This is a genomic window from Streptomyces sp. NPDC003300 (assembly GCF_040610915.1).
Taxonomy (GTDB): Bacteria; Actinomycetota; Actinomycetes; order Streptomycetales; family Streptomycetaceae; genus Actinacidiphila.
On the sequence record NZ_JBEXNE010000001.1, the window covers coordinates 463874 to 486608 of the forward strand.

2 protein-coding genes are annotated in these 22735 nt (G+C 75.4%); both read right to left on the minus strand.

Annotation, left to right across the window (positions count from 1 at the left end; all coding sequences use genetic code 11):
- Window positions 1-49 precede the first annotated feature (49 nt).
- Entirely contained in the window at window positions 50-7723 is a 7674-nt protein-coding gene (locus ABZX65_RS01795) for an amino acid adenylation domain-containing protein (RefSeq protein WP_355333253.1), read from the minus strand.
- On the minus strand, window positions 7720-22467 hold the full coding sequence (locus ABZX65_RS01800; protein ID WP_355333255.1) for an amino acid adenylation domain-containing protein: 14748 nt from the start codon (window positions 22465-22467) through the stop codon (window positions 7720-7722). Before ABZX65_RS01800 ends, ABZX65_RS01795 begins: the two co-directional genes overlap by 4 nt.
- Between the last annotated feature and the right edge of the window lie 268 nt (window positions 22468-22735).

Sequence of the window (22735 nt, forward strand, 5' to 3'; positions counted from 1 at the left end):
AGGCGCGGGTCCTGAGGGGTCGGTCGGTCGCGGCGCGGACGGGGCCGGGTCAGGGGGTGGGGAGGTAGCCGGTGGTGTGGCCGTGGGTGAGGTAGCGGGTGAGGACCGTGTCGGTCAGGGGCGGCAGGTGGACGCCCGCGGCGGCGGCTTGCGCGGCGGTGCGCCGGGAGTCGAAGCGGCGGTGGTGGGAGGGGGCGGAGCCGGCGGGCGGGGTGTCGTCGCCGAGCAGGAGCTGGGCGGCGTTGTCGGGCTGCGCCGCCACGCGGGAGCGCCACCGTGCCACCGGGACGGTGGGCAGGTCGTGGCCCAGGCGGGCGGCCACTTCGAAGACGGTCCGCAGGTCGGGGGCGTCCGGGTTGGTGAGGTGGTACACGGGCATGGCGGTACTGGTCCCGGCGGAGCGGGCCAGTGCCACGACGGCCGCGCTGACGTAGTCGACGGGTATCCAGTCGGTCGAGCCGTGCGGCAGGTCCGGCACCGCCCCGGCCTGGAGGCAGCCCTTGATGAGCTGCCAGAGCAGGTCGCGGTCCTGGCAGGCGCCGGTGGCGGTGTCGCCGCTGATCCGGCCGGGGCGGTAGACGGTGACCGGCAGGCCGCGGGCGCGCGCCAGGCCGACGATCCCCTCGGCCACCCACTTGCTCTGCGCGTAGCCGCCCGGCAGGTCGGCGGCCGGGCCGGTCGGCGTCGACTCCGTGACGGGCGCGGCGTCGGGATCGGACGACGGGGCGTAGACGCTCGTGGTCGAGATGTAGTGCATGCCCGGTGAGCCGGAGTCGGCGAGCAGCCGCAGCAGTTCCTCGGTACCGGCCACGTTGGGGGCGCGCAGATCGCCGTACGGGGCGGCGAAGTTGACCCGGGCGCCGTTGTGCAGCACGGGGCCGAGGCGGCGGGCCAGGGCGGCGCGGTCGTCGGGCGACAGGCCGAGGCCGGGGGCGGCCAGGTCGCCGGGGACGGGACGGACCAGGTCGGCGTAGGCGGGGCGCCAGAGGCCGTAGCGCTCCAGGTTGGCCCGCAGCCGGTGCGCCGCGTGGTCCGGGCCGTCGGCGCGGACCAGGCAGTCGACGGGGCCGTCCGTGGCCTCGATGAGGTCGCGCAGCAGGAACGCGCCGAGGAAGCCGGAAGCGCCGGTCAGCAGGGGGCGGGCGGCGGGGCGGGAGCGGGTGGGAGCGGGCACCGGCGCGGTCCGGCGCGCACCGCCCGTGATGTCGGGGGCGAGCCGGACCTCCGCGAGGAGGTACGACGCGACCGGGTCCAGCGGTCCCTCGCCCGGGCCCTCGCCCGGCCCGGTCGGCGTGGTGTCCGGCGCCGCCGGACCTCTGTCCGCCGCGCCGTCCAGCGACCGGATGACGCCTTCGACCGTCGGCGCCGCGAACAGCGCCCTGAGCGAGGGCCGTCGGCCGCACCGCTCCTCGATCCTGCGGGCCAGGGTCACCGCGAGCAGCGAGTGGCCGCCGAGGGCGAAGAAGTCGTCCGTCACCCCGACCTCGGGCACGCCGAGCGTCTGCGCGAACGCCGCGCACAGCTCGCGTTCGCGGTCGGTGGCCGGGGGCCTGGACGCGGCGGGCGCGGCGTGACCGGGCGCGGGCAGGGCACGACGGTCGGTCTTCCCGTTGGGGGTGACCGGCAGCGCGTCGAGCCGGACGCACGCGGCCGGGATCATGTGGCCGGGCAGCGTGTCGGCGAGCCGGGCGCGGATCGCCGCCTCGTCGGGGGCCGTCTCGCCGCGCGCGGCCACGGTGTAGGCGACCAGGCGCCGGTCGCCCGGCCGGTCCTCGCGGACGACGACGCAGGCCGCCGCGACGCCGGGCAGCGCCGTGATCGCGGCCTCGATCTCACCGGGTTCCACCCGGAATCCGCGGAGCTTGACCTGGTCGTCGACCCGGCCGACGTAGACGATCTGGCCCTCGGCCGTACGGCGCACCAGGTCGCCGGTGCGGTACATACGGCCGCCGGAGCGGTCGAACGGGTCGGCCACGAAGCGGGACGCGGTGAGGGCGGCCCGGCCGAGGTAGCCGCGGGCCAGTCCCGCGCCCGACACGTACAACTCGCCGATGACACCGGAGGGGACGGGTGCCAGCCGGTCGTCCAGTACGTGCACGCGGGTGCCGTCCACGGGCAGGCCGATGGGGACCGTGCGGTCGGGGGCGAGGGCGCCGTCCGCCTGCTGGAAGCCGCTCATGGTGGCGCAGACGGTCGTCTCCGTGGGGCCGTAGGCGTTGACGAGGTACCGCTCGCGCGCCCAGGCCCGCGCCAGCTCCGGCGGGCACGCCTCGCCCGCGAGCACCAGGGTGATCCCGGTGGGCAGGGAGCCGGGCTCCATCACCGCGAGCGCGGCCGGGGGCAGCGTGAGGTGGGTGACGCCGCGCGTGCGGACGGCGGCCGCGAGGGCGGGTCCCGGCAGCAGGGCCTCGCGTTCCCCGATCTCCAGGCAGGCGCCGGACAGCAGCCCCATGCACAGCTCCCAGAACGCGGCGTCGAAGCTGACCGACGCCATCTGGAGGACCCGGCTGCCGGGACCGGCCCGGAGCCGGTCGCGCTGCGTCCTGGCCATGGCGCCGACGCCCTGGTGGGTGACGACCACGCCCTTGGGCCGGCCGGTGGAGCCGGAGGTGTAGATGACGTACGCGGGATGCGACGGGAGCGCACGCGGCGGGACGGCGGTGTCCCCGGGCGGCGGGACCGGCTGACCGTCCGCCTCGGGGCTGTCGAGCACCAGGCGCGGTACGGCGGTCTCCGGGAGGCGGGCGCCGACGTCGGCCGTGGTGAGGAGCAGCCGCGGCCCGGCGTCGTCGAGCATGAAGGACAGCCGCTGGGCCGGGTAGTCGGGGTCGAGCGGCAGATAGGCGGCACCGGCCTTGAGGACGCCGAGGAGGGCGACGACGAGGTCGTTGGTCCGGGGCAGCGCGACGGCCACCCGGTCCTCGGGGCCGATGCCCCGCGCGAGGAGACGGCGGGCCAGGGCTTCGGCGCGCGCGTCGAGTTCGGCGTAGCTGAGGGTGGTGGCCGCGTCGCGCACCGCCGGGGCGTCCGGGGCGCGGCGGACCTGCCGGGCGAAGAGTTCGGGGACCGTCGAGCGGGGCAGGTCGTCGGCCGGTCCTGTGCCCAGGGCGGCGATCCGGGCGCGTTCGCCGGGGCCGAGGACGTCGTAGGTCCGCAGCGGGCGGCCGGGGTCGGCGGTGACCTCGCCGAGCAGGACGACGAGGCGCTCGGCGAGCGCGCCGACCGTGGCCTCGGTGAACAGCTCCGTCGCGTAGTCCACGGTCGCGCGCATGCCGCCGGACGGGCCGGACGCGCCGGACGCGTCCTGACCGTCCGCCGTACCCGTATCCGTACCCGTATCCGTATCCGTACCGGCGGGTGTCTCGGTGAAGGTGAACGACAGGTCGAATTTGCTGACGCCCGGATCGACGGGCAGGCCGGAGACGGTGAGGCCGGGCAGGTCGAAGGGGGCGGCGGGGGCGTGGTTCTGGAGCACGAGCATGGTCTGGAAGAGCGGGTGGTGGTTCTGCGAGCGCGCGGGGTTGAGCAGTTCGACCAGCCGCTCGAAGGGGACGTCCTGGCGGGCGTAGGCCGCGAGGTCGGCGTCCTTGACACGGTCCAGGAGTTCGAGGAACGTCGGGTCCCCCGTCAGGTCCGTGCGCAGCACGAGGGTGTTCACGAAGAAGCCCACGAGGTCGGTCGCGGCCTCGTCGGTGCGTCCGGCGACCGCCGTGCCCAGCGGGATGTCGTCACCGGCTCCGTGCCGGGACAGCAGCAGTGACAGGGCCGCCTGGAGCACCATGAAGACCGTGCAGCCGCGGCTGCGGGCGAGGTCGGTGACGCGCCGGGCCACGGCGGGGTCCAGGACGAAGTCGTGGCTGGCGCCGGTGTGCCGGGGGACGGCGGGGCGCGGCAGGTCCCACGGCAGTTCGACCAGGTGCGGCAGGCCGTCCAACGCCTGCTTCCAGTACCGCAGTTGGCGGGCCATGGCGCTGTCGGGGTCCTGCTCGTCGCCGAGCAGCCCGCGCTGCCAGAGCGTGAAGTCGGCGTAGTCGACGGGCGGTTCGGCCCAGGCCGGGGCCCGCCCGCCGACGCGGGCGCGGTAGGCGGCGGCGAGGTCACGGGCGAGGGGCGCCATGGAGGACCCGTCGGAGGCGATGTGGTGGATCACCAGGACCAGGACGTGGGCGTCGTCGGCCAGCCGCAGGAGAGTCGCCCGCAGCGGCAACTGCCGCTCGATGTCGATCGGTTCGGCCGCCGCGGACCTGACCCGGTCGTGCAGCTTGTCCGGCTCGACGGTCTCCGCGGCCAGGACGAGGCGGACGTCGTCGGCCGCCGTGATGAGCTGGCGCGGTCCGCCGTCGTGCTCGGGGAAGACCGTGCGCAGCGCGGAGTGCCGGACGACGACATCGCGCAGGGCCCGGCGCAGCGCGCCGGTGTCGAGGGGCCCGTCCAGGCGTACGGCGAAGGGGATGTTGTACGTCGCCGAGGGCCCTTCGAGGCGGTGCAGGAACCACAGGCGGCGCTGGGCGTACGACAGCGGGAGGACGGCAGGGCGGGGCTGGGGGACGAGCGCGGGCCGCGCCGGACGGCGCGCGTCCTTCAGCGCGGTCGCGAGGGCGGCGGCGGTGGGGTGGTCGAACAGCGTGCGGATCTCGGTCTCGGCGGCCAGGGCGGTCCGGATGCGGCCCACCAGGCGGGTGGCGAGCAGCGAGTGGCCGCCGAGCGCGAAGAAGCTGTCGTCCGGGCCGACCCGGGGCACCCCGAGCACGTCGGCGAACAGGCCGGTCAGGATCTCCTCGTGGGCGTCGCGCGGGGCCCGGACCGGGGCCAGGTCAGGGGCGGCGGGCGCGGGGAGGGCCGCCCGGTCCAGCTTGCCGTTGACGGTCAGCGGGAAGCCGTCGAGCACCTGGATCGCGGTCGGCACCATGTAGCCGGGAAGGTGGCTGCCGACGTGCGCGGTGAGCAGGTCGGGGTCGGGGGTGCGGCCGGGCGCGGGGACGACGTACGCGGCGAGTCCGCGACCGCCGGGCAGGTCCTCGCGCACCATGACGCAGGCGGACCGCACCGACGGGTCGGCGCGCAGCACCGCCTCGATCTCGCCGGGCTCGATGCGGTGGCCGCGCAGTTTGACCTGCTGGTCGGCCCGTGCGACGTACTGGAGGACGCCGTCGGGCTGTTGGCGCACGAGGTCGCCGGTGCGGTACATGCGGTCCCCGGTGGCGGCGAACGGGTCGGCGACGAAGCGGGTGGCCGTCAGGGCGGGCCGCTCCAGGTAGCCGCGCGCCACGCCGGGGCCCGCGACGTACAGTTCGCCCTCGGCTCCCGGCGGGACCGGGCGCAGCGCGGCGTCCAGGACGTAGGCGCGGGTGCCGTCGGTGGGGCCGCCGATCGGCGGCGCGCCGTCGGGGCCGTCCTCGGGGCGCACCTGGTGGCGGGTGGCGAAGGTGGTCGTCTCGGTGGGCCCGTACACATTGAGGACGGCGGTGCCGGGGTGGGCGGCGGCCAGGCGTTGCAGGACGCCGGGGGCGGCGGCCTCGCCGCCCGAGGCGACCGTGCGGAGCAGGCCGAGCGCGTCCGGGTCGGCCTCGGCGACGAGGTTGAACAGGGAGGTGGTCAAGAACGCCGACGTCAGGCCGTGCCGTGTCACGAGGTCCCGGAGCACGGCGGGCTGGAGGGGGCCGGGCGGGGCCACGACGACCCGGCCGCCGCTGAGCAGCGGCGCCCACATCTCGAAGGTGGAGGCGTCGAAGACGTACGCCGAGTGCAGCAGGACGGCGTCGGCCGCGCCGCCGTGCCAGACGCGGTCGGCGGCCAGCGCGGCGATGTCGGCGTGGGTGACGCCGACGGCCTTGGGCAGGCCGGTGGAGCCCGAGGTGAACATCACGTACGCGAGCCGGGCTCCCCCGGTGACCTCCGGCAGGGTTCCGGGGGCGGCGGGCGCGCCTGCGCGGACCCGACCCGCGGCGTCCACGGTCAGCGTCGGCAGGGCGGTGGCGAGACCGCGGACCCACGGATGGGCGGCGGCGGCCTCGTCGACCACCAGGGCGCGCAATCCGGCCGCCTCGGCGACACGGGTGAGCCGTTCGTCGGGCCAGCGCGGGTCGAGCGGCACATAGGCGGCGCCCGCGCCCAGCACGGCCAGGGACACGGTGACCTGGGCGGCCGAGCGCTCCGTCATGACACCGACGCGGCTGCCGGACGCGGTGGTGAGGCCGGTCAGGGCGCGGGCCGTCTCCCCCGCGAGGTCGGCCAGTTCGCGGTACGACAACGGCTCGCCCGCGCCGGTCACGGCGGGCCGGTCGGGGTGGTCGGCGGCGTGGCGCAGCACGGTGTCCCAGACGCTGGTGTCCACGATGCCGACGGGGAGCGGGGCGCCGCGCCCGAGGGCGAGCAGCCGTTCGCGCTCGCCGTCGAGGAGGACGTCGACGGTGTCGGCGCGGCGGTCGAGGCCGTCGGCCATCGCGGTCAGCACGCGCCGCACGCGGGCGACGGTGCGGGCCACGTCGTCGTGGTCGAGGACGGCGGCCCGGTAGCCGAAGGTGATCCTCAGCCGGTCGCCCGGCGCGATGGTGAGGGTGAGCGGGTAGTGGGCGGCGTCCGTGCCGGTGAAGCCGGTGAGGTCGAGGCCGGGCAGTCCGCGCCGGGCGGTGCTCAGCGCGGCGGCGTCCACCGGGTAGTTCTCGAAGACCGCGAGGGTGTCGAAGAGTTCGTCCAGTCCGGTGACGCCGCGGATCTCGGTCAGGCCCAGGTACTGGCTGTCCAGGAGACGGCCCTGTTCGGCCTGGAGCCTGGTCAGGAGCGCGGCCAGGGTCTCGCCGGGCTCCAGGCGCAGCCGTACCGGCACGGTGTTGATGAACAGGCCGATCATCGATTCGACGCCGGGTATCTCGGGCGGGCGGCCGGAGACGGTGGTGCCGAAGACGATGTCGTCGCGCCCGGTGAGGTGCGTCAGCAGCAGTCCCCAGGCGCCCTGGACCAGGGTGTTGACGGTGAGCCGGTGGGCGCGGGCGGTCTCGCGCAGCCGGGTCGTGGTGGCCGCGTCCAGGTCGAGGACGAGCGTTCCCGGCAGGTCGTCGGTGGCGGCCGTCCGCGTCCGGCCGGGCCCGGCGAGCAGGGTCGGGGCCTCCAGGCCCGCCAGGGCGGTGCGCCAGGCGTCCAGGGCGGCGGCGCGGTCCTGCCGGGCGAGCCAGGCCAGGTAGGTCCGGTAGGGGGTGGGGCGGGGCAGCGCGGTGTCGTCGCCGCGGCTCGCGTACAGCTCGAACAGCTCCCGTACCAGCAGCGGTGTCGACCAGCCGTCGAGCAGGATGTGGTGGCTCGTCATGACCAGCCGCGACTGACGGGGGGCGGTGCGCACCAGGGTGAACCGCATCAGCGGCGGGGAGGTGAGGTCGAAGCGCCGGGTCCGGTCGGCGGCGAGGAACGCGCCGAGCCGTTCGCCCGCCGCCGCGCCGTCCCGCCCGGTCAGATCGAGTTCCTCCAGCGGTACGGGGACGGTGGCGGCGACCGCCTGTACGGGCTCGTCCAGGTCCTCGTGCAGGAAACCGACCCGCAGGTTGGCGTGCCGCCGCAGCAGGGCGCCGATGGCGGCGCGCAGCGCGGCGACGTCGACGGCGCCTTCGAGGTCGAAGACGAACTGCGCGGTGTAGACGTCCACGGCGGCGGAGTCGTACAGCGCGTGGAAGAGCATCCCCGACTGAAGCGGTGTCAGCGGAAGTACGTCCTCCAACTGGAACCCGGTCACTTGTGTCCACCCCACTTGTTCTGAAGCCGGTCGATCTGGGCCTGGTCGAGCGAGACCAGCGGTAGGTCGGAGGGCGTGTAGCCGCCCGCGTCGGGTTGTTCGGTGTGCTCGGCGATGGCGCGCAGGGCGCGGCCGAAGGCGTCGGACAGGGCGTCGATCTCCTCTTCCGCGATCAGGTCGGCGGCCCACGTCCACCGGGTCACCAGGCGCGGGCCGTCGGGCAGGTCCTCGGTGTGCGCGTTGATGTCGAGGACGTGGTGGACGGGCATGTCCGGGTCCTGGGCGCGCGGGCCGCCGCCGTCGAGCAGCACTTCCCAGTCGGCGCCCGAGTCCTGCCGCGCGGCCCCGGCGGTGTCCTGGTGCGAAGTGGTGTACCGGCCGAGGTAGTTGAAGCCGATCTGCGGTTCCGGCAGGGCGGCGAGCCGGGGGCGGGTGGCCGGGTTGAGGTGGCGCAGCATCCCGAATCCGAGGCCGTGGTCGGGCACGGCCCGCAACTGCTCCTTGACGCGTTTGAGCGCGCGGTCCACGAGCGCGGGGCCGAAGCGCCCCGGGTCGCGGGGATCGACGGGTCCCGGATCGACGCTGACCGGGTAGAGGCTGGTGAACCAGCCGACGGTACGGGACAGGTCGACGTGGTCGGCGATCTGCTCGCGTCCGTGGCCCTCGACGTCGAGCAGCACGCCGGTGCCGCCGGGCAACGGGCCGCCATCGGCCGCCCGTTGGGCCTGCCAGGAGTTCAGGGCGAGGGCGAGGCCGGTGAGCAGGACGTCGCCGACTCCCGCGTGGAAGGCGGCGGGCACGTCGGTGAGCAGCGGCGCGGTCCAGGTGGCGGGCAGCCGGGTGGTCACCGTGCGGGTCCGGTCGGCGGTGTCCAGGTCGGGGTGGAGCGGCCGGTTTCCCAGGCGGGGCGCGGGGGTGCTCAAGGCCCTTTCCCACAGCGGGAGTTCCGCTTCGCGCGCCGGTTCCAGCGCCTGAGCGGCGAGCAGCCGCGCCCAGCCGCGGTAGGTCGTGCCGACGGCGGGCAGGCCGTCCTCGGGCGGACCCGAGGTGACGGCGTGCCAGGCGGTGGCGAGGTCTTCGGCGAGGACGCGCCAGGAGACGGCGTCGACGGCGAGGTGGTGCACGACCAGCAGCAGCCGTCCGCGCGCGTGCGGTCCCGCGTCGCACCAGACCGCCTCGACCACGTGGCCGTCCGCGGGCCGCAGCCGCCGCCGGGCCCGCTCCCCCGCCTCGGCGAGGACGGTGCGGACGGCGTCGGCGTCGAGCCCCGCGACATCGACACGGGTGAGGCGCCGGCGGATGCTCACGGCGCCGGGCGGCAGCACGTCGAGCACGGGGCCGTCCTCGCCGGTCCTGACGGCCCGCAGCCGGAGCGTGTCGTGATGGTCGATGAGGCGCTGGAGCGTGGCGGCGACGCTGTCCTCGTCGGCTCCCGCGGGTGTGCGCAGCACCCCTGACTGGTTGTACCCGTCGATGGTGCCGGGCCGACGCAGCAGCCACGCGGCGATGGGCGTGGCCGGCAGTTCACCGGAGCCGGGTACGGCCTGGGCCGGCACGTCCTGGCCGAGGGTTCGGGCGACGGCCGCGATCGCCTCGGGCGTGCGGTGCGCGAACACGTCGCGCGGTGTGACGCTCAGCCCGGCCTCCCGCGCGCGGCTGACGAGCTGGATCGAGAGGATGCTGTCGCCGCCGAGACCGAAGAAGTCGTCGTCGGTACGGACGGTGTCGGTGTGCAGCAGCGCGGCGAAGACCTCGCAGAGCACGCGCTCGGACGCGGTGCGCGGCTGTCCTCCGGGCCGGGCGGCGGCGGGCCGGGCCGGGGCGGGCAGCGCCTTGCGGTCGGTCTTTCCGTTGGGCAGCAGGGGCAGCGCGTCCAGCGGGACGAAGACGGCGGGTGTCATGTAGGCGGGCAGTTCCGCTGCCAGGCGGTCGCGCAGTTCGCGGTCGGTGGGGGCGCCGGGCCGGTCGGGGACGGTGTAGGCGACCAGGCGCCGCTCCCCCGGTATGTCCTCGCGGACCAGTACGCACGCGGCGGCGATCCCGTCCAGGCCGGTGAGGGCGGCCTCGATCTCGCCGGGTTCGATGCGCAGGCCGTTGAGCTTGACCTGTTCGTCGGCGCGGGCGACGAAGGTGAGCTCGCCGTCGGCGCCGTATCTGACGAGGTCGCCCGTGCGGTACATCCGGGCGCCGCCGGGTCCGTGCGGGTCGGCGACGAACCGCGCCGCGGTCAGCGCCGGGCGGCCGAGGTAGCCGCGGGCGAGGCCGTCGCCCGCGAGGTACAGCTCCCCGGTGACGCCGGGCGGCACGGGCTGGAGGCCGCTGTCGAGGACGTAGGCGCGGGTGTTGTCGACGGGGCGGCCCAGCGGGACGCTCTCCCCGTACCCGTCGGTGTCCTGCCGCCCGTCCCACCGGTGGGCGGTGGCGTCGATGGTGGCCTCGGTCGGGCCGTAGAGATTGTGCACCCGCGCCCGCCAGTCGCGGCCGACGCGCTCCGCCAGTGTCCGGGTCAGCGGCTCGCCGCCGCACAGCACCGCGCGCAGGCTCCCGGGCGCGTCGCCGGGGGCGGTCTCGGCCAGCAGGAGCGAGAGGTGCGAGGGCACGAACTGCGCGACGGTCACCTCCGTCTCGCGCATCAGGGCCAGCAGTCCCGCCGGGTCGTGGTTGGCCGCGGGCGGCACGGGGCAGGTGGCACCGCCGTGGAGCAGCGGCAGCCAGGTCTCCCAGACGGAGGCGTCGAAGCTCGGTGAGGTGCGGGCGAGGACCCGGTCGTCGTCGGTGAGTTCGAGGTGGCCGGCCATCCACGCCATGTGGTTGGTGACGGAGCCGTGGGTGACGACCACGCCCTTGGGGCGCCCGGTGGAGCCCGAGGTGTAGATGACGTACGCCGCGTCGCGCGGGTCGGCAGCCACAGCAGTCCGACCGGCCGCGCCGGTGCTCACGGCCCCCGGGTCCAGGTCCACGTCCAGGTCCACGTCCAAGTCCAGGACGGGTACGGGCAGGTCCCGCGGCGCGGTGGCCCCGCGGGTGAGCAGCAGTACGGGACGGGCGTCGTCGATCATGAAGGCGATACGGGCCCGCGGGTACTCGGGGTCGACCGCCAGATAGGCCGCCCCGGCCTTGGCCACCGCCAGCATGGCGACCGTCTGGTCCGCGGTGCCGGGCATCGCGAGGGCGACCAGGTCGCCGCGGCCGACCCCGCGACCGCGCAGACGGTCCGCCAACTCGCCGGAGAGCGCGTCGAGTTCGGTGAAGGTCAGGGTCCGCGCGCCCGCGCGCACCGCGACAGCCTCCGGGGTCCGGGCGCGCTGGGCCGCGAACGCCGAGGGGATCGTGCCCGCAGCGGGCCGGAGCGGGCCGTGCCCGGCCGCCAGCAGCGCCGCCCGCCGGTCGGCGGCCAGGACGGAGGCGGTGTGCACCGGCCGCTCCGGCTCGGCGGCGAGCGCGCCGAGGAGCCGGGTGAGGCGGTCGGCCAGGCCGTGCGCGGTGGAGTGGGCGAACAGTTCGGTGGAGAACTCCAGGACCGCGTCGAGACCGGCGGGCGCGTTCACCTCGTCGCGCTTCTCGGTGAAGGTGAACGTCAGGTCGAACTTGCTGATGCCGGTGCCGACATGCTGCCCGGTCACGGTGAGGCCGGGCAGGTCCACGGCGGCGTCGGCCTGGTTCTGGAGCGCGACCATGGTCTGGAAGAGCGGGTGCCGGTTCTGGGCGCGGACCGGGTCGAGGCTGTCCACCAGGCGTTCGAACGGAATGTCCTGGTGGGCGTAGGCGGCCAGGTCGAACTCCCGCACGCGGTCGAGCACTTCGCCGAAGGTGGGGTTCCCCGACAGGTCGGTGCGCAGCACGAGGGTGTTGACGAAGAAGCCCACCAGGTCGTCCAGGGCCTCGTCGGTGCGCCCGGCCACGGGGGTGCCGAGCGGGATGTCCTCGCCCGCGCCGTGCCGGGAGAGCAGCACCGCCACACCGGCCTGGAGCACCATGAACAGGCTGCACCCGCGGGCGCGGGCGAGGTCCGCCAGCGCCCGATGGGTACCGGCGTCCACGGCGAAGGAGAACGCGTCGCCGCGATGCGAGGTGACGTCGGGGCGCGGCCGGTCGTACGGCAGGTCGAGGAGTTCGGGAGCGCCGTCGAGCGCGCCGCGCCAGAAGTCCAGTTGGCGCGCGGCCCGGCTGGACGGGTCGTCCTCGGCGCCGAGCAGTTCCCGCTGCCACAGCGTGTAGTCGGCGTACTGCACGGCGAGTTCGGTCCAGCCGGGCTCCTCGCCCGCGACGCGGGCCCGGTAGGCCAGGCCCAGGTCACGGGCGAGCGGGGCCAGCGACCAGCCGTCGCCCGCGATGTGGTGGACCAGCAGGACCAGGACGTGGGCGTCGTCGGCCAGCCGCAGCAGCCGCGCCCGCAGCGGGAGGCCGGTGCTCACGTCGAAGGTGTGCGCCACCTCCGCGCTCAGCGCCTCGTCCAGCCGCCCGGGGTCGGTGTCGCGCGGCGCGAGGTCGATGTCCGCGTCGTCGGCGGCGCGCACCACCTGGCGTGCCACGCCCCGTGTGTCGGGGAAGACCGTGCGCAGGCTCTCGTGCCGCTCGACGACGTCGGCCACGGCGCTCGCGAGGGCGTCCGCGTCGAGCGGACCGTCCAGCCGCAGCACCATCGGCACGTTGTACGTGGCGCTGGGCCCCTCGAACCGGTTGAGGAACCACAGCCGTTGCTGCGCGAAGGACAGCGGCAGCGGGTCGGGGCGGGAGGCGGCCCGCAGCAGCGGCGTCCTGGCCCGCCGCGCGTCGTCGAGAGCGTCGGCGAGCCGGGCCGGGGTGGGATGCTCGAACAGGGCTCTGACCTCGATCTCCACACCGAGCGCGGTGCGGACGCGGGCGGCGAGGCGGGTGGCGAGCAGCGAGTGGCCGCCCAGCGCGAAGAAGTCGTCGTCGGCCGCCGCGGCGGGCAGTCCGAGGACGTCGGCGAACAGGCCGCGGACGATCTCCTCGCGGGCGGTGCGGGCGGCCCGCGTGCGGACCGGCGCGCGGCGGGCGGGTTCGGGGAGCGCGTGCCGGTCGACCTTGCCGTTGGGGGTCAGCGGCAGCGTGTCGAGGAGGACGAAGGCCGACGGCACCATGTAGGCGGGCAGCGAGTGGCCGAGGGCGCTCGCGAGCGCACCGGCCTCCGGGCGGCCGTCGGCCGCGGGCACCACGTAGGCCACGAGCCGGCGGTCACCGGGGGTGTCCTCCCTGACCATGGCGAAGGCGTCGGCGACCCCCTCGCAGCCTGCCAGCGCCCCTTCGATCTCGCCCAGTTCGATGCGGTAGCCGCGCAGCTTGACCTGGCCGTCGGCGCGGCCGACGTACTCCACGTGGCCGCCCGGGGTCCAGCGCACGAGGTCTCCGGTGCGGTACATCCGGCCGCCCCCCGTACCGAACGGGTCGGCCACGAAGCGCGTGGCGGTCAGGTCGGGGCGGCCGATGTACCCGCGCGCCACGCCGCGTCCTGCCAGGTACAGCTCGCCCGTGACACCGGGCGGCACCGGACGCAGGTGGTGGTCGAGGACGTGACCGCGCATGCCGTCCAGCGGGCGGCCGATGGGCGGCGGCCCGGTCGGCAGATCCTCGGTGACATGGTGGCGGGTGGCGAAGGTGGTGGTCTCGGTGGGCCCGTACACGTGCAGGAGTCGCGCTCCGGGCGCGACCCGGGCGACGCGCTGCATCAGGTCGGGCGAGGCCAGTTCACCACCGGCGCAGACGAGCCGCAGCCCCGCGAAGGCGCCGGGATCGGTCTCCGCGATCACGTTGAACAGGGCGGTGGTCAGGAAGACGGCGGTCACGCCGTGCTCGTGGACGGCGTGGTCGAGGACGTGTGCCTCCAGGGCGCCTTCGGGTGCGACGACGATCCGGCCGCCGCTGAGCAGCGGCGCCCAGATCTCGAACGTCGAGGCGTCGAAGACGTACGCCGAGTGCATCAGCACCGCTTCGACCGCGCCGTCGTGCCACGCGGAGTCGGCCGCCAACGCCAGGACGTCCCCGTGCGTGACGCCAACGCCCTTGGGCAGACCGGTCGAGCCCGAGGTGAACATGACGTACGCCAGGGTCGCGGGGCCGGGCACGGGGGCCGGGGCGGCGGGGCGGCGTGCTCCGGACAGCACCCGGCCGAGCCGGTCCACGACCACGACCGGCGTCCCGGCGGCGGCGACCCGGGGCGATCGCGCGGACTCCTCGCCGACGACGAGGAGGCGGATGTCCGCGATGTCGGCGACCTGGCTGTGGCGTTCGTCGGGCCAGCGCCCGTCGAGGGGGACGTAGGCGGCCCCGGAGCGGACGATACCGAGGGACACCGACACCACCGCGGCGGACCGGTCGAGCAGCACACCGACCCGCGTCTCCGGACCGGCCCCGAGACCGGCGAGCACCCCGGCGAGGTCGGCCGAGATCCGGTCGAGTCCCGCGTAGTCGAGGGTGGTGTCGTCGGCGACGACGGCCACGGCGTCCGGTGTGCGCCGCGCCTGGGCGGCGAAGGCGGCGGTCAGGGTGCCGTCCTCCGGGCCGGTCGGCAGGGCGCGGCCGGTGCCCCAGCGCGTGATGCGGGTGTGTTCGTCCGGCGTCATCAGGTCGTACGCGGCCAGGCGCAGGTCCGGATCGGCCACGACCTGTTCCAGCAGCCCGACCAGGCGCGCGGCGAGGGTTTCGACGGTGGCACGGTCGAAGAGGGCGGTGGCGTACTCGATTCCGGCGCTCAGGGAGCCGTCCGCATCGGGGGCCCCCGCGGGCTCCTCGGTGAAGGCGAAGGTGAGGTCGAACTTGCTCAGGCCGTTGTGGACGAGGCGGTCCTCGACGGCGACGCCGGGCAGGTCGGGGCGGGGACTGTCCTGGTTCTGCAGGACGAGCATGGTCTGGAACAGCGGGTGGTGGTCGCGCGCTCTGGCGGGGTTGAGCTCCTCCACCAGCCGCTCGAAGGGTATGTCCTGGTGCGCGTAGGCCGTCAGGTCGAACTCCCTGACACGGGTGAGGAGTTCGGCGAAGGTGGGGTCGCCGGACAGGTCGGTGCGCAGCACGAGGGTGTTGACGAAGAACCCGACCAGGTCTTCGAGCGCCTCGTCCGTGCGGCCCGCCACCGGGGTGCCGAGCGGGATGTCGTCCCCGGCGCCGTGCCGGCTCAGCAGGGTGGCGACGGCCGCCTGGAGCACCATGAACAGGCTGCTCCCCGACTCCCTGGCCAGCTTCAGCAGGCCGTCGCGCACGGCGGGCGGCACGTCGAAGGCGTGCACCGCGCCCCTCGGGTCGACGACGGCCGGGCGCGGCCGGTCCGAGGGCAGGTCGATCAGGACGGGCAGCCCGTCGAGGGCGGCGCGCCAGTGGTCGAGCTGTTCCCGCAGCAGGCTGTCGCCGTGGGCGGCGGGGTCCTCGACGGCACTGTCGCTTCCGTCCTCGGCGAGAAGGGCGTGCTGCCACAGGGTGTAGTCGGCGTACTGGAGCCGCGGGCCGGGCGCCGTGCCGCCCTCTTCGCCCGCCAGGCGCGCCCGGTAGGCGTCGCCGAGGTGGCGGGCGAGCGGGGCCAGCGACCAGCCGTCGCCCGCGATGTGGTGCAACACCAGGACCAGGACGTGGTGTTCGGGCGCGGAGCGCAGCAGCAGCGCGCGCAGCGGCAGGTCCGTCCCGACGTCGAACGGCTCCTGTACGGCGTCCAGGACGGCCGCCTCCAGCCGCGAGGGGGCGGTGCTCGTGACGGGCAGCGCGGGCGCGGCCGTGTCGGCCGGAAGGATCAACTGGTGCGGTACGCCGTCCCGTTCGGGGAACACCGTGCGCAGCGCCTCGTGCCGGGCGACGGTGTCGCGCAGCGCGCCGCGCAGGGCGTCCGCGTCCAGGGCGCCCCGCAGTTGCAGGACGAGCGGGATGTTGTACGTGGAGCTGGGGCCCTCCAGCCGGTTGAGGAACCACAGGCGGCGCTGGGCGAACGACAGCGGCAGCGGGTCGGGCCGCCGCGTTACGGGCAGCACCGCGGGTCGGCGGCGGCCCGGCGTGTCCAGGACGCGGGCCAGCTCCTCGACGGTCGGGTGCTCGAACAGCGTGCGCAGGGTGACGTCGGCGTGCAGCAGGGTGCGGATACGGCTGACGACGCGCATCGCGAGCAGGGAGTGCCCGCCGAGGTCGAAGAAGCTGTCCCCGGGCCGTACTTGGGGCACTTCGAGGACGTCGGCGAAGATCCCGGCGAGCAGTTCCTCCTGGAAGGTGCGCCGTCCCGGTGCGCTCGGGCCGCCGGTGCCCGCGGCGGGCTCGGGCAGGGCGCGGCGGTCCACCTTGCCGTTGGGCAGCAGCGGAAGGGCGTCGAGCACGACGACCGCCGAGGGGACCATGTGGTGGGGCAGCGTCCCGGCGAGCGCGTCGCGCAGGCCGGGACCCTGTGGTGCCGGGTCGCCGGTGACGGCGTACGCGACCAGGACGGGCCTGCCGGGGACGTCCTCGCGGACGACGGCGCAGGCGGCCGTGACGCCGGGCAGGGCCGCCAGTTCGGCCTCGACCTCGCCCAACTCGATCCGGAAGCCGCGGAGTTTGACCTGGTCGTCGGCGCGGCCCCGGTATTCGAGCAGGCCGTCGCGGCTCCACCGCACGAGGTCGCCCGTCCGGTACATCCGGGCACCGGCGGCGGAGGTCGGGTCGCCGGGGTCGGCGGTGGCGGCGAAGTCAGCGCCGGTGGCGGCGAGGTCGGCGGCGAAGGGGTCGGCGACGAACCGGGCGGCGGTCAGCCCCGGCCGGTCGAGGTAGCCGCGCGCGAGGTTGGGGCCCGCCAGGTACAACTCCCCCGTGACACCGGGCGGGACGGGCCGCAGCCGGTCGTCGAGGACGTACCCGCGCATGGTGTCGACGGGGCGGCCGATCGGCACGGTCTCGGACGCGGCGGGCGCGGCGGACGGCTCGTCGGGCGCGGCGGGCCGGGCGTGCGGGCCGGTGGGCGCGGTCGTCGCGTCCGGCACGCGGTGGGCGGTGGCGTCGATGGTCGCCTCGGTCGGCCCGTAGAGATTGTGCGTCGGCACCCGCCACTGGGCGGCGACCTCGGCCGCGACGGCGCGCGGCAGCGGTTCGCCGCCGCACAGCACGGCGCGCAGGTCGGGCAGCGGGGCGTGGCTCCCGGCCTCGGCGAGGACGAGGGCGAGGTGGGAGGGCACGAATTGGGCGAGGGTCACTCCGAACTTGCTCATCCAGGAGACGAGTTCACGGGGTTCCTCGTTGGCCTCGCGCGGCAGCACGCAGACCTCGGCGCCGTTCACCAGCGGGAGCCACACCTCCCAGACGGACGCGTCGAAGCTGGTGGAGGTGCGGGCGAGCACCCGGTCGTCCGCGGTGACGTCCAAGTGCCGCGTCATCCAGGCCATGTGGTTGGCCAGCGCGCCGTGCGGGACGACCACGCCCTTGGGGCGGCCGGTGGAACCTGAGGTGTAGATGACGTACGCGGGGTCGGCCGGATGGGACGCTCTCGGGTCCCGCGCCATGGGGCCGGCCGCCATGTCGGCCGGGTCGTCGAGCGCGAGCCGGGGCGGCCCGCCGACGGGCAGGTCCTCGCGTATCCGCCCGGTGGTGAGCAGCAGGACGGGCCCGGCGTCGTCGAGCATCTGCCGGATGCGCGCCGCCGGGTACCGCGGATCGACGGGCAGGTAGGCCCCGCCCGCCCGCAGGACCGCCAGCATGGCCACCACGGTGTCCACGGACGGCGGTACGGCCAGGGCCACGACGCTCTCGCGGCCGACCCCTCGCTCGCGCAGTACCTGGGCGAGGCTGTCGGCGCGGGCGTCGAGAGCGGCGTAGGTCAGGCTGGTGCCCGCGTCGCGCACGGCGACGGCGCCGGGTGTGCGCAGGGCCCAGTCCTGGACCGCCTCGGGCACGGTACGGGTCGGCAGCGGTCGCCGCTCGCCCTGTCCGCGGCCGAGGAGCCGGGCCCGCGCGCCGGGCGCCATCGGCTCCAACGCGCTGACGGCGAGGCCGGGTTCGGCGACGGCCTGGGTGAGGACACGGACGAAGCCGTCGCACAGGTCGCGGGCGGTGTCCGGGTCGAAGAGGTCGGCGGCGTACTCCAGATACCCGCTGATGCCGCCGGCCTCGGCCGGGTCGCCGTCGGGGTCGGGGTCGGCCTCCGTCAGCGAGAGGGTCAGGTCGAATTTGCTGATCCCGGTGTGCGCGGACCGGTCGTGGACGGTGACGCCCGGCAGGTCGAGCCGCGCCTGCCGCTGGCTCTGGAGGACCAGCATGGTCTGGAAGAGCGGGTGGTGGTCGCCCGAGCGCTCGGGGTTCAGCTCCTCCACCAGCCGTTCGAAGGGCAAGTCGGCGTGGCCGAAGGCGGCCAGGTCGAACCGCCCCACCCGGTCCAGCAGTTCGCGGAAGGTCGGGTCGCCGGACAGGTCGGTGCGCAGCACGAGGGTGTTGACGAAGAAGCCGACCAGGTCGTCCAGCGCTTCGTCGGTACGTCCGGCCACCGCGGTGCCCAGCGGGATGTCCGTGCCCGCGCCGTACGCGTGCAGCGTCACCGCGAGGGCCGCCTGGAGGACCATGAACGGGGTACGGCCGCACGCGCGGGCGAGCCGGACCAGCGCCGTGTGCGTGGCGGCGGGCAGTTCGATCGGGTGCGCGCCGCCGCGGTGGGTGGGCACCGCGCGCCGGGGCCGGTCGAGCGGCAGGTCGAGGAGGTCGGGCGCGCCCGCCAACGCCTCCCGCCAGAAGGCGAGTTGGCGTGCGCCCAGGCCGTCCGGGCCGTCGCCGCCGAGCAGTTCGCGCTGCCAGAGCGTGTAGTCGGCGTACTGCACGCGCAACGCGGGCCAGTCGGGGGCGTCCGCGCCCGCGGCCCTGGCCCGGTAGGCGGCTCCGAGGTCACGCACGAGCGGGGCCAGCGACCAGCCGTCGGCGACGACGTGGTGCAGGACGAGGACCAGGACGTGCCGGTCGGCGCCCAGCACGAGCAGGTGGGCGCGCAGCGGGGCGTCCCCTGCGAGGTCGAAGGGGAGCGAGGTCAGGTGCCGTACCGTTTCCTCGGCCCAGGCGGCGGCATGCTCCTGGCGCTGCTCGCTTCCCCGGCCCGCGCCGGCTTCCGCGCCTTCCGCGCGGTCGTCGCGTGCTGCCGCTGCCCCGCCTGCCCCATCTGCCCTGCCTTCGTCGGACGGCGCGTGCGCGACCGTGAGCGGGACGAGCGCCGCCGCGTCGGCGCCGTGCCGGATCACCTGCCGGGCGACGCCGTCCTCCTCGGCGAAGACGGTGCGCAGGCTCTCGTGCCGGTCGACCACGTCGGCCAGCGCCTCACGCAGGGTCCGCACGTCCAGGTCGCCGTCGAGCGCGAGGACGAGCGGGACGTTGTACGTGCTGCCGGGGCGGCCCTCGACGCGGTTGAGGAACCACAGCCGCTGCTGCGCGAAGGACAGCGGCAACGGGTCGGGGCGCTGTCGCGGGGCGAGGACCGGTCCGCGGGCGCGGGCGGTGTCGAGGACCCCGGCGAGGGAGGCGACCGTCGGGTGGTCGAAGAGGGTGCGCAGGTCGAGTTCGGCCCCCAGCGCCGCCCGTAACCGGCCGGTGAGCCGGGTGGCCAGCAGTGAATGGCCGCCCAGCGCGAAGAAGTTGTCGTCGATGCCGACGGCGGCCACGCCCAGGACATCGGCGAACAGCCCGGCGAGCACCTCCTCGCGCGGGGTGCGCGGGGCACGGCCGGTCGCGACCGCGGCCGGCGGCACGGGCAGGGCGCGCCGGTCGACCTTGCCGTTGGGGTTCAGCGGCAGCGCGTCCAGCGGGACGAACACCGAGGGCACCATGTACGAGGGCAGGGCGCGCGTGACGTGCCGGACCAGGGACTCCTCGTCGGGGCGGACGTCGGCCGACGGCACGATATAGGCGGCCAGCCGCCGGTCGCCCGGCGTGTCCTCGCGCACCACGACGCACGCGGCGCGCACACCCGGCGCGGTGAGCAGGACGGACTCGATCTCGGCGGGCTCGATGCGGTAGCCGCGGAGCTTGACCTGGCTGTCCGCGCGGCCGACGTACTCCACCTGGCCGCCCGCGGTCCAGCGCACGAGGTCGCCGGTGCGGTACATCCGGCCGCCCCCCGTACCGAACGGGTCGGCCACGAAGCGGGTCGCGGTCAGGTCGGGGCGGCCGACGTAGCCGCGCGCCACACCGGAGCCGCCGACGTACAGCTCCCCCACCACGCCGGGCGGCACCAGGCGCAGGGCGTCGTCGAGCACGTACAGGCGCATGCCGTCCAGGGGCCGGCCGATGGGCGGCGGTCCCGGCAGCGGGTCGGCGGTGACGTGGTGGCGGGTGGCGAAGGTGGTGGTCTCGGTGGGCCCGTACACGTGCAGCACCGTCACGTCGGGCGCGCCGACGGCCACCCGTCGCAGCAGGTCGGGAGCGGCGGCCTCGCCTCCGGAGCAGACCAGGCGCAGTCCGGCGAACGCCGTCGGCTCCTCCTCGGCCACCAGGTTGAACAGGGCGGTGGTCAGGAACAGCGCGGTCACCGCGTGGCGCTCCACCATGTCGCGCAGGACCGGTGCGTGCAGGACGCCTTCGGGTGCGACGACGATCCGGCCGCCGCTGAGCAGCGGCGCCCAGATCTCGAACGTCGAGGCGTCGAAGACATACGCCGAGTGCATCAGCACCGCTTCCACCGCGCCGTCGTGCCACGCGGAGTCGGCCGCCAGCGCCAGAACGTCCCCGTGCGTGACGCCAACTCCCTTGGGCAGACCGGTCGAGCCCGAGGTGAACATCACATACGCGAGCCGGTCGGGATGTCCGGCCCTCGGCGGCGGCGTCGGGGACGGCGGCCCGCCGCGGACGACGGCACCGGTCCTGTCGACGACGACGACCGGCAGACCGGCCGCCGCCTCCTTCACCCACGGCTGCGCGGCGGCGGCCTCGTCGACCACCAGGGCGCGTACGCCCGCGACGCCGCAGACGCCGCTGAGCCGTTCCGCGGGCCAGGCCGGGTCCATCGGCACGTAGGCGGCGCCCGCGCCCACCACGCCGAGGGTGGCGGACACCACCGCGGCCGAGCGTTCCAGGAGCACCGCGACCCGGTCCTCCGCGGCCACGCCCCAGCCCGCCAGGGCGTGGGACAGGGCGTCCGCGGTGCGGGCGAGTTCGCGGTAGGAGAGCGTGCGGGCGCCGTCCACGACGGCCGTCGCGTCCGGGGTCAGGCGCGCCTGGGCGGCGAACGCCTCGGGCAGGTTCGCCGTGGCGGTGCGCGGCGGCAGTTGCGCGCCGCGACCCTGGGCGAGGACCGCCTCGGCCGCGTCGTCGTCCAGGAACGGCAGGTCGCGCAGCAGGGTGTCGGCGTCCGCCGCCGCCAGCGCGGTGAGGAAGGAGACGAGAGCGTGCTGGTGGAGCAGGACGTCGTCGGGGTGGTAGAGCGCCGGGGCGGCGTCCAGCCCGATCAGCGGGCCTATGCCCTCCGACCGTTCGGAGACGAAGAGCGACACGTCGTCGACGGGTCCGATGGACAGCACGCGGGAGGTGGCGGGGCTGCCCGCGAGGTCGAGGTCGAAGTTGTAGGGCATGACGTTGACGACGAGATCGGTCAGGCGCGCGGCGTCGTCGCCCGCGTCCACCTCGCGGGCGAGCTGTTCGCGGGAGTAGCGGCGGTGGCGCAGGGCGCGGGCCATCTCGGCGGACACCGACCGGATCAGGTCGCCGACGGTCCGGTCGGCGGGCAGGCGCAGCCTGATCGGCAGCACGTTGGCCGTCATGCCGACGGCGTGCCGCAGCGCGCTGTGCCGGCCGTTCGAGGCCAGCCCGACGGTGACGTCCTCGCGGCCGGTGGCCCGCGCGACGTACGCGGCGGCCGCGCTCACCACGACGGCCGTCCAGGTGGTGCGGCGGGCAGAGCCGAGCCGTCGCAGGCCGTCCATGACGGCGACGGGCAGCGACTCGCCGGTGTGCAGCGGGGTGGCCGGGCCCGCGCCCGGCGCGGCGTCGTCGCCCGCGTCCGGCAGGTCCGCGGCGCGGCGGCGGATGAGCGGCGCGCCGCCGCGGGCGTCCGCCTCGTCCGCCGTTCCCGCCGTTCCCGCCGTTCGTGCCGGTGCCGCTGTCCCGGCCGTCCCGGCCGCGTCCGTCCCTCGTTCGGCGGTCGGCCCGGCGAAGGTGTCGATCCAGTACGCCCGGTCCGCGCGGTGGCGCTCCGACCCGAGGTACGCCAGCTCGTCCGCCACCAGCTCGCGCAGTGAGGCGGCCGGGAGGTCGACCGCGGTGATGTCCTCGCCGCGGACCGCACGCGCGTAGAGGTCGGCCACGAGGTGGTTGACCACGCCGCCGCTGAGGCCGTCGATGGCTATGTGGTGGTAGCGCACGTACCAGTAGCGCAGCCGGGGGGCCAGACGCAGCAGCGCGAAGTGGTGGGACGGGGCGTCGAGCCGGTCGACGGTGGCCATGTCCCGTGCCATGTACGCCTCGGCCTCGGCCGCCGGGTCCTCCGCGCCGGACAGGTCGATCAGGCGGACCCGGTCGGTCGCGATGGCCGGGCGGTCGGTGACGTACTGCCGGACGCCGTCGTCGCCGGTCTCGAACCGCAGGTGGAGATTGTCGCAGTGGGCGACGGCCCGGCCGAGCGCGGCGGCGAAAAGCGCCTCGTCGAGGTCGCCGCGGATCTCCAGGCATTCCCCGATGTTGTACTTCGGGCTGTCCGGATCGATCAACTGCCCGTACCAGACACCTTGCTGGGCCGACGTCAGTTCGAAGAGATCCCGGGAAACGCTGTCCGCCGGGAAGGAACTGTCTTCTGAGAAGGAGCTGTCTTCATGCATGCCGGTCGACCCCTTCGGGGAGATTCTGGAACGGTGCGGAGAAACGACGAAATCAGCCCGTCGATAAAAAGGCCGCCGACGCCGTGCCGAGGGAGGCGGGCCGAAAGCGCGCCCGCGTCATCGCGTCGGGCACTCGGGTTCCGCCGGCGCGGCGATTCGCGGCGAAGGGCGTTCCCTGTCGCGCGCGGCGGATGACGCCGCGAAGGACCGGGTGGTGGTCCCAGTGAAACACCCGCGACGAAAGAGAGCATTCACGGACCGAAAGTGA

Bases quoted from the DNA above. Each gene is read 5' to 3' on its own strand.
- ABZX65_RS01800 (WP_355333255.1), bottom strand. From the start codon at position 22,467: ATGCATGAAGACAGCTCCTTCTCAGAAGACAGTTCCTTCCCGGCGGAC.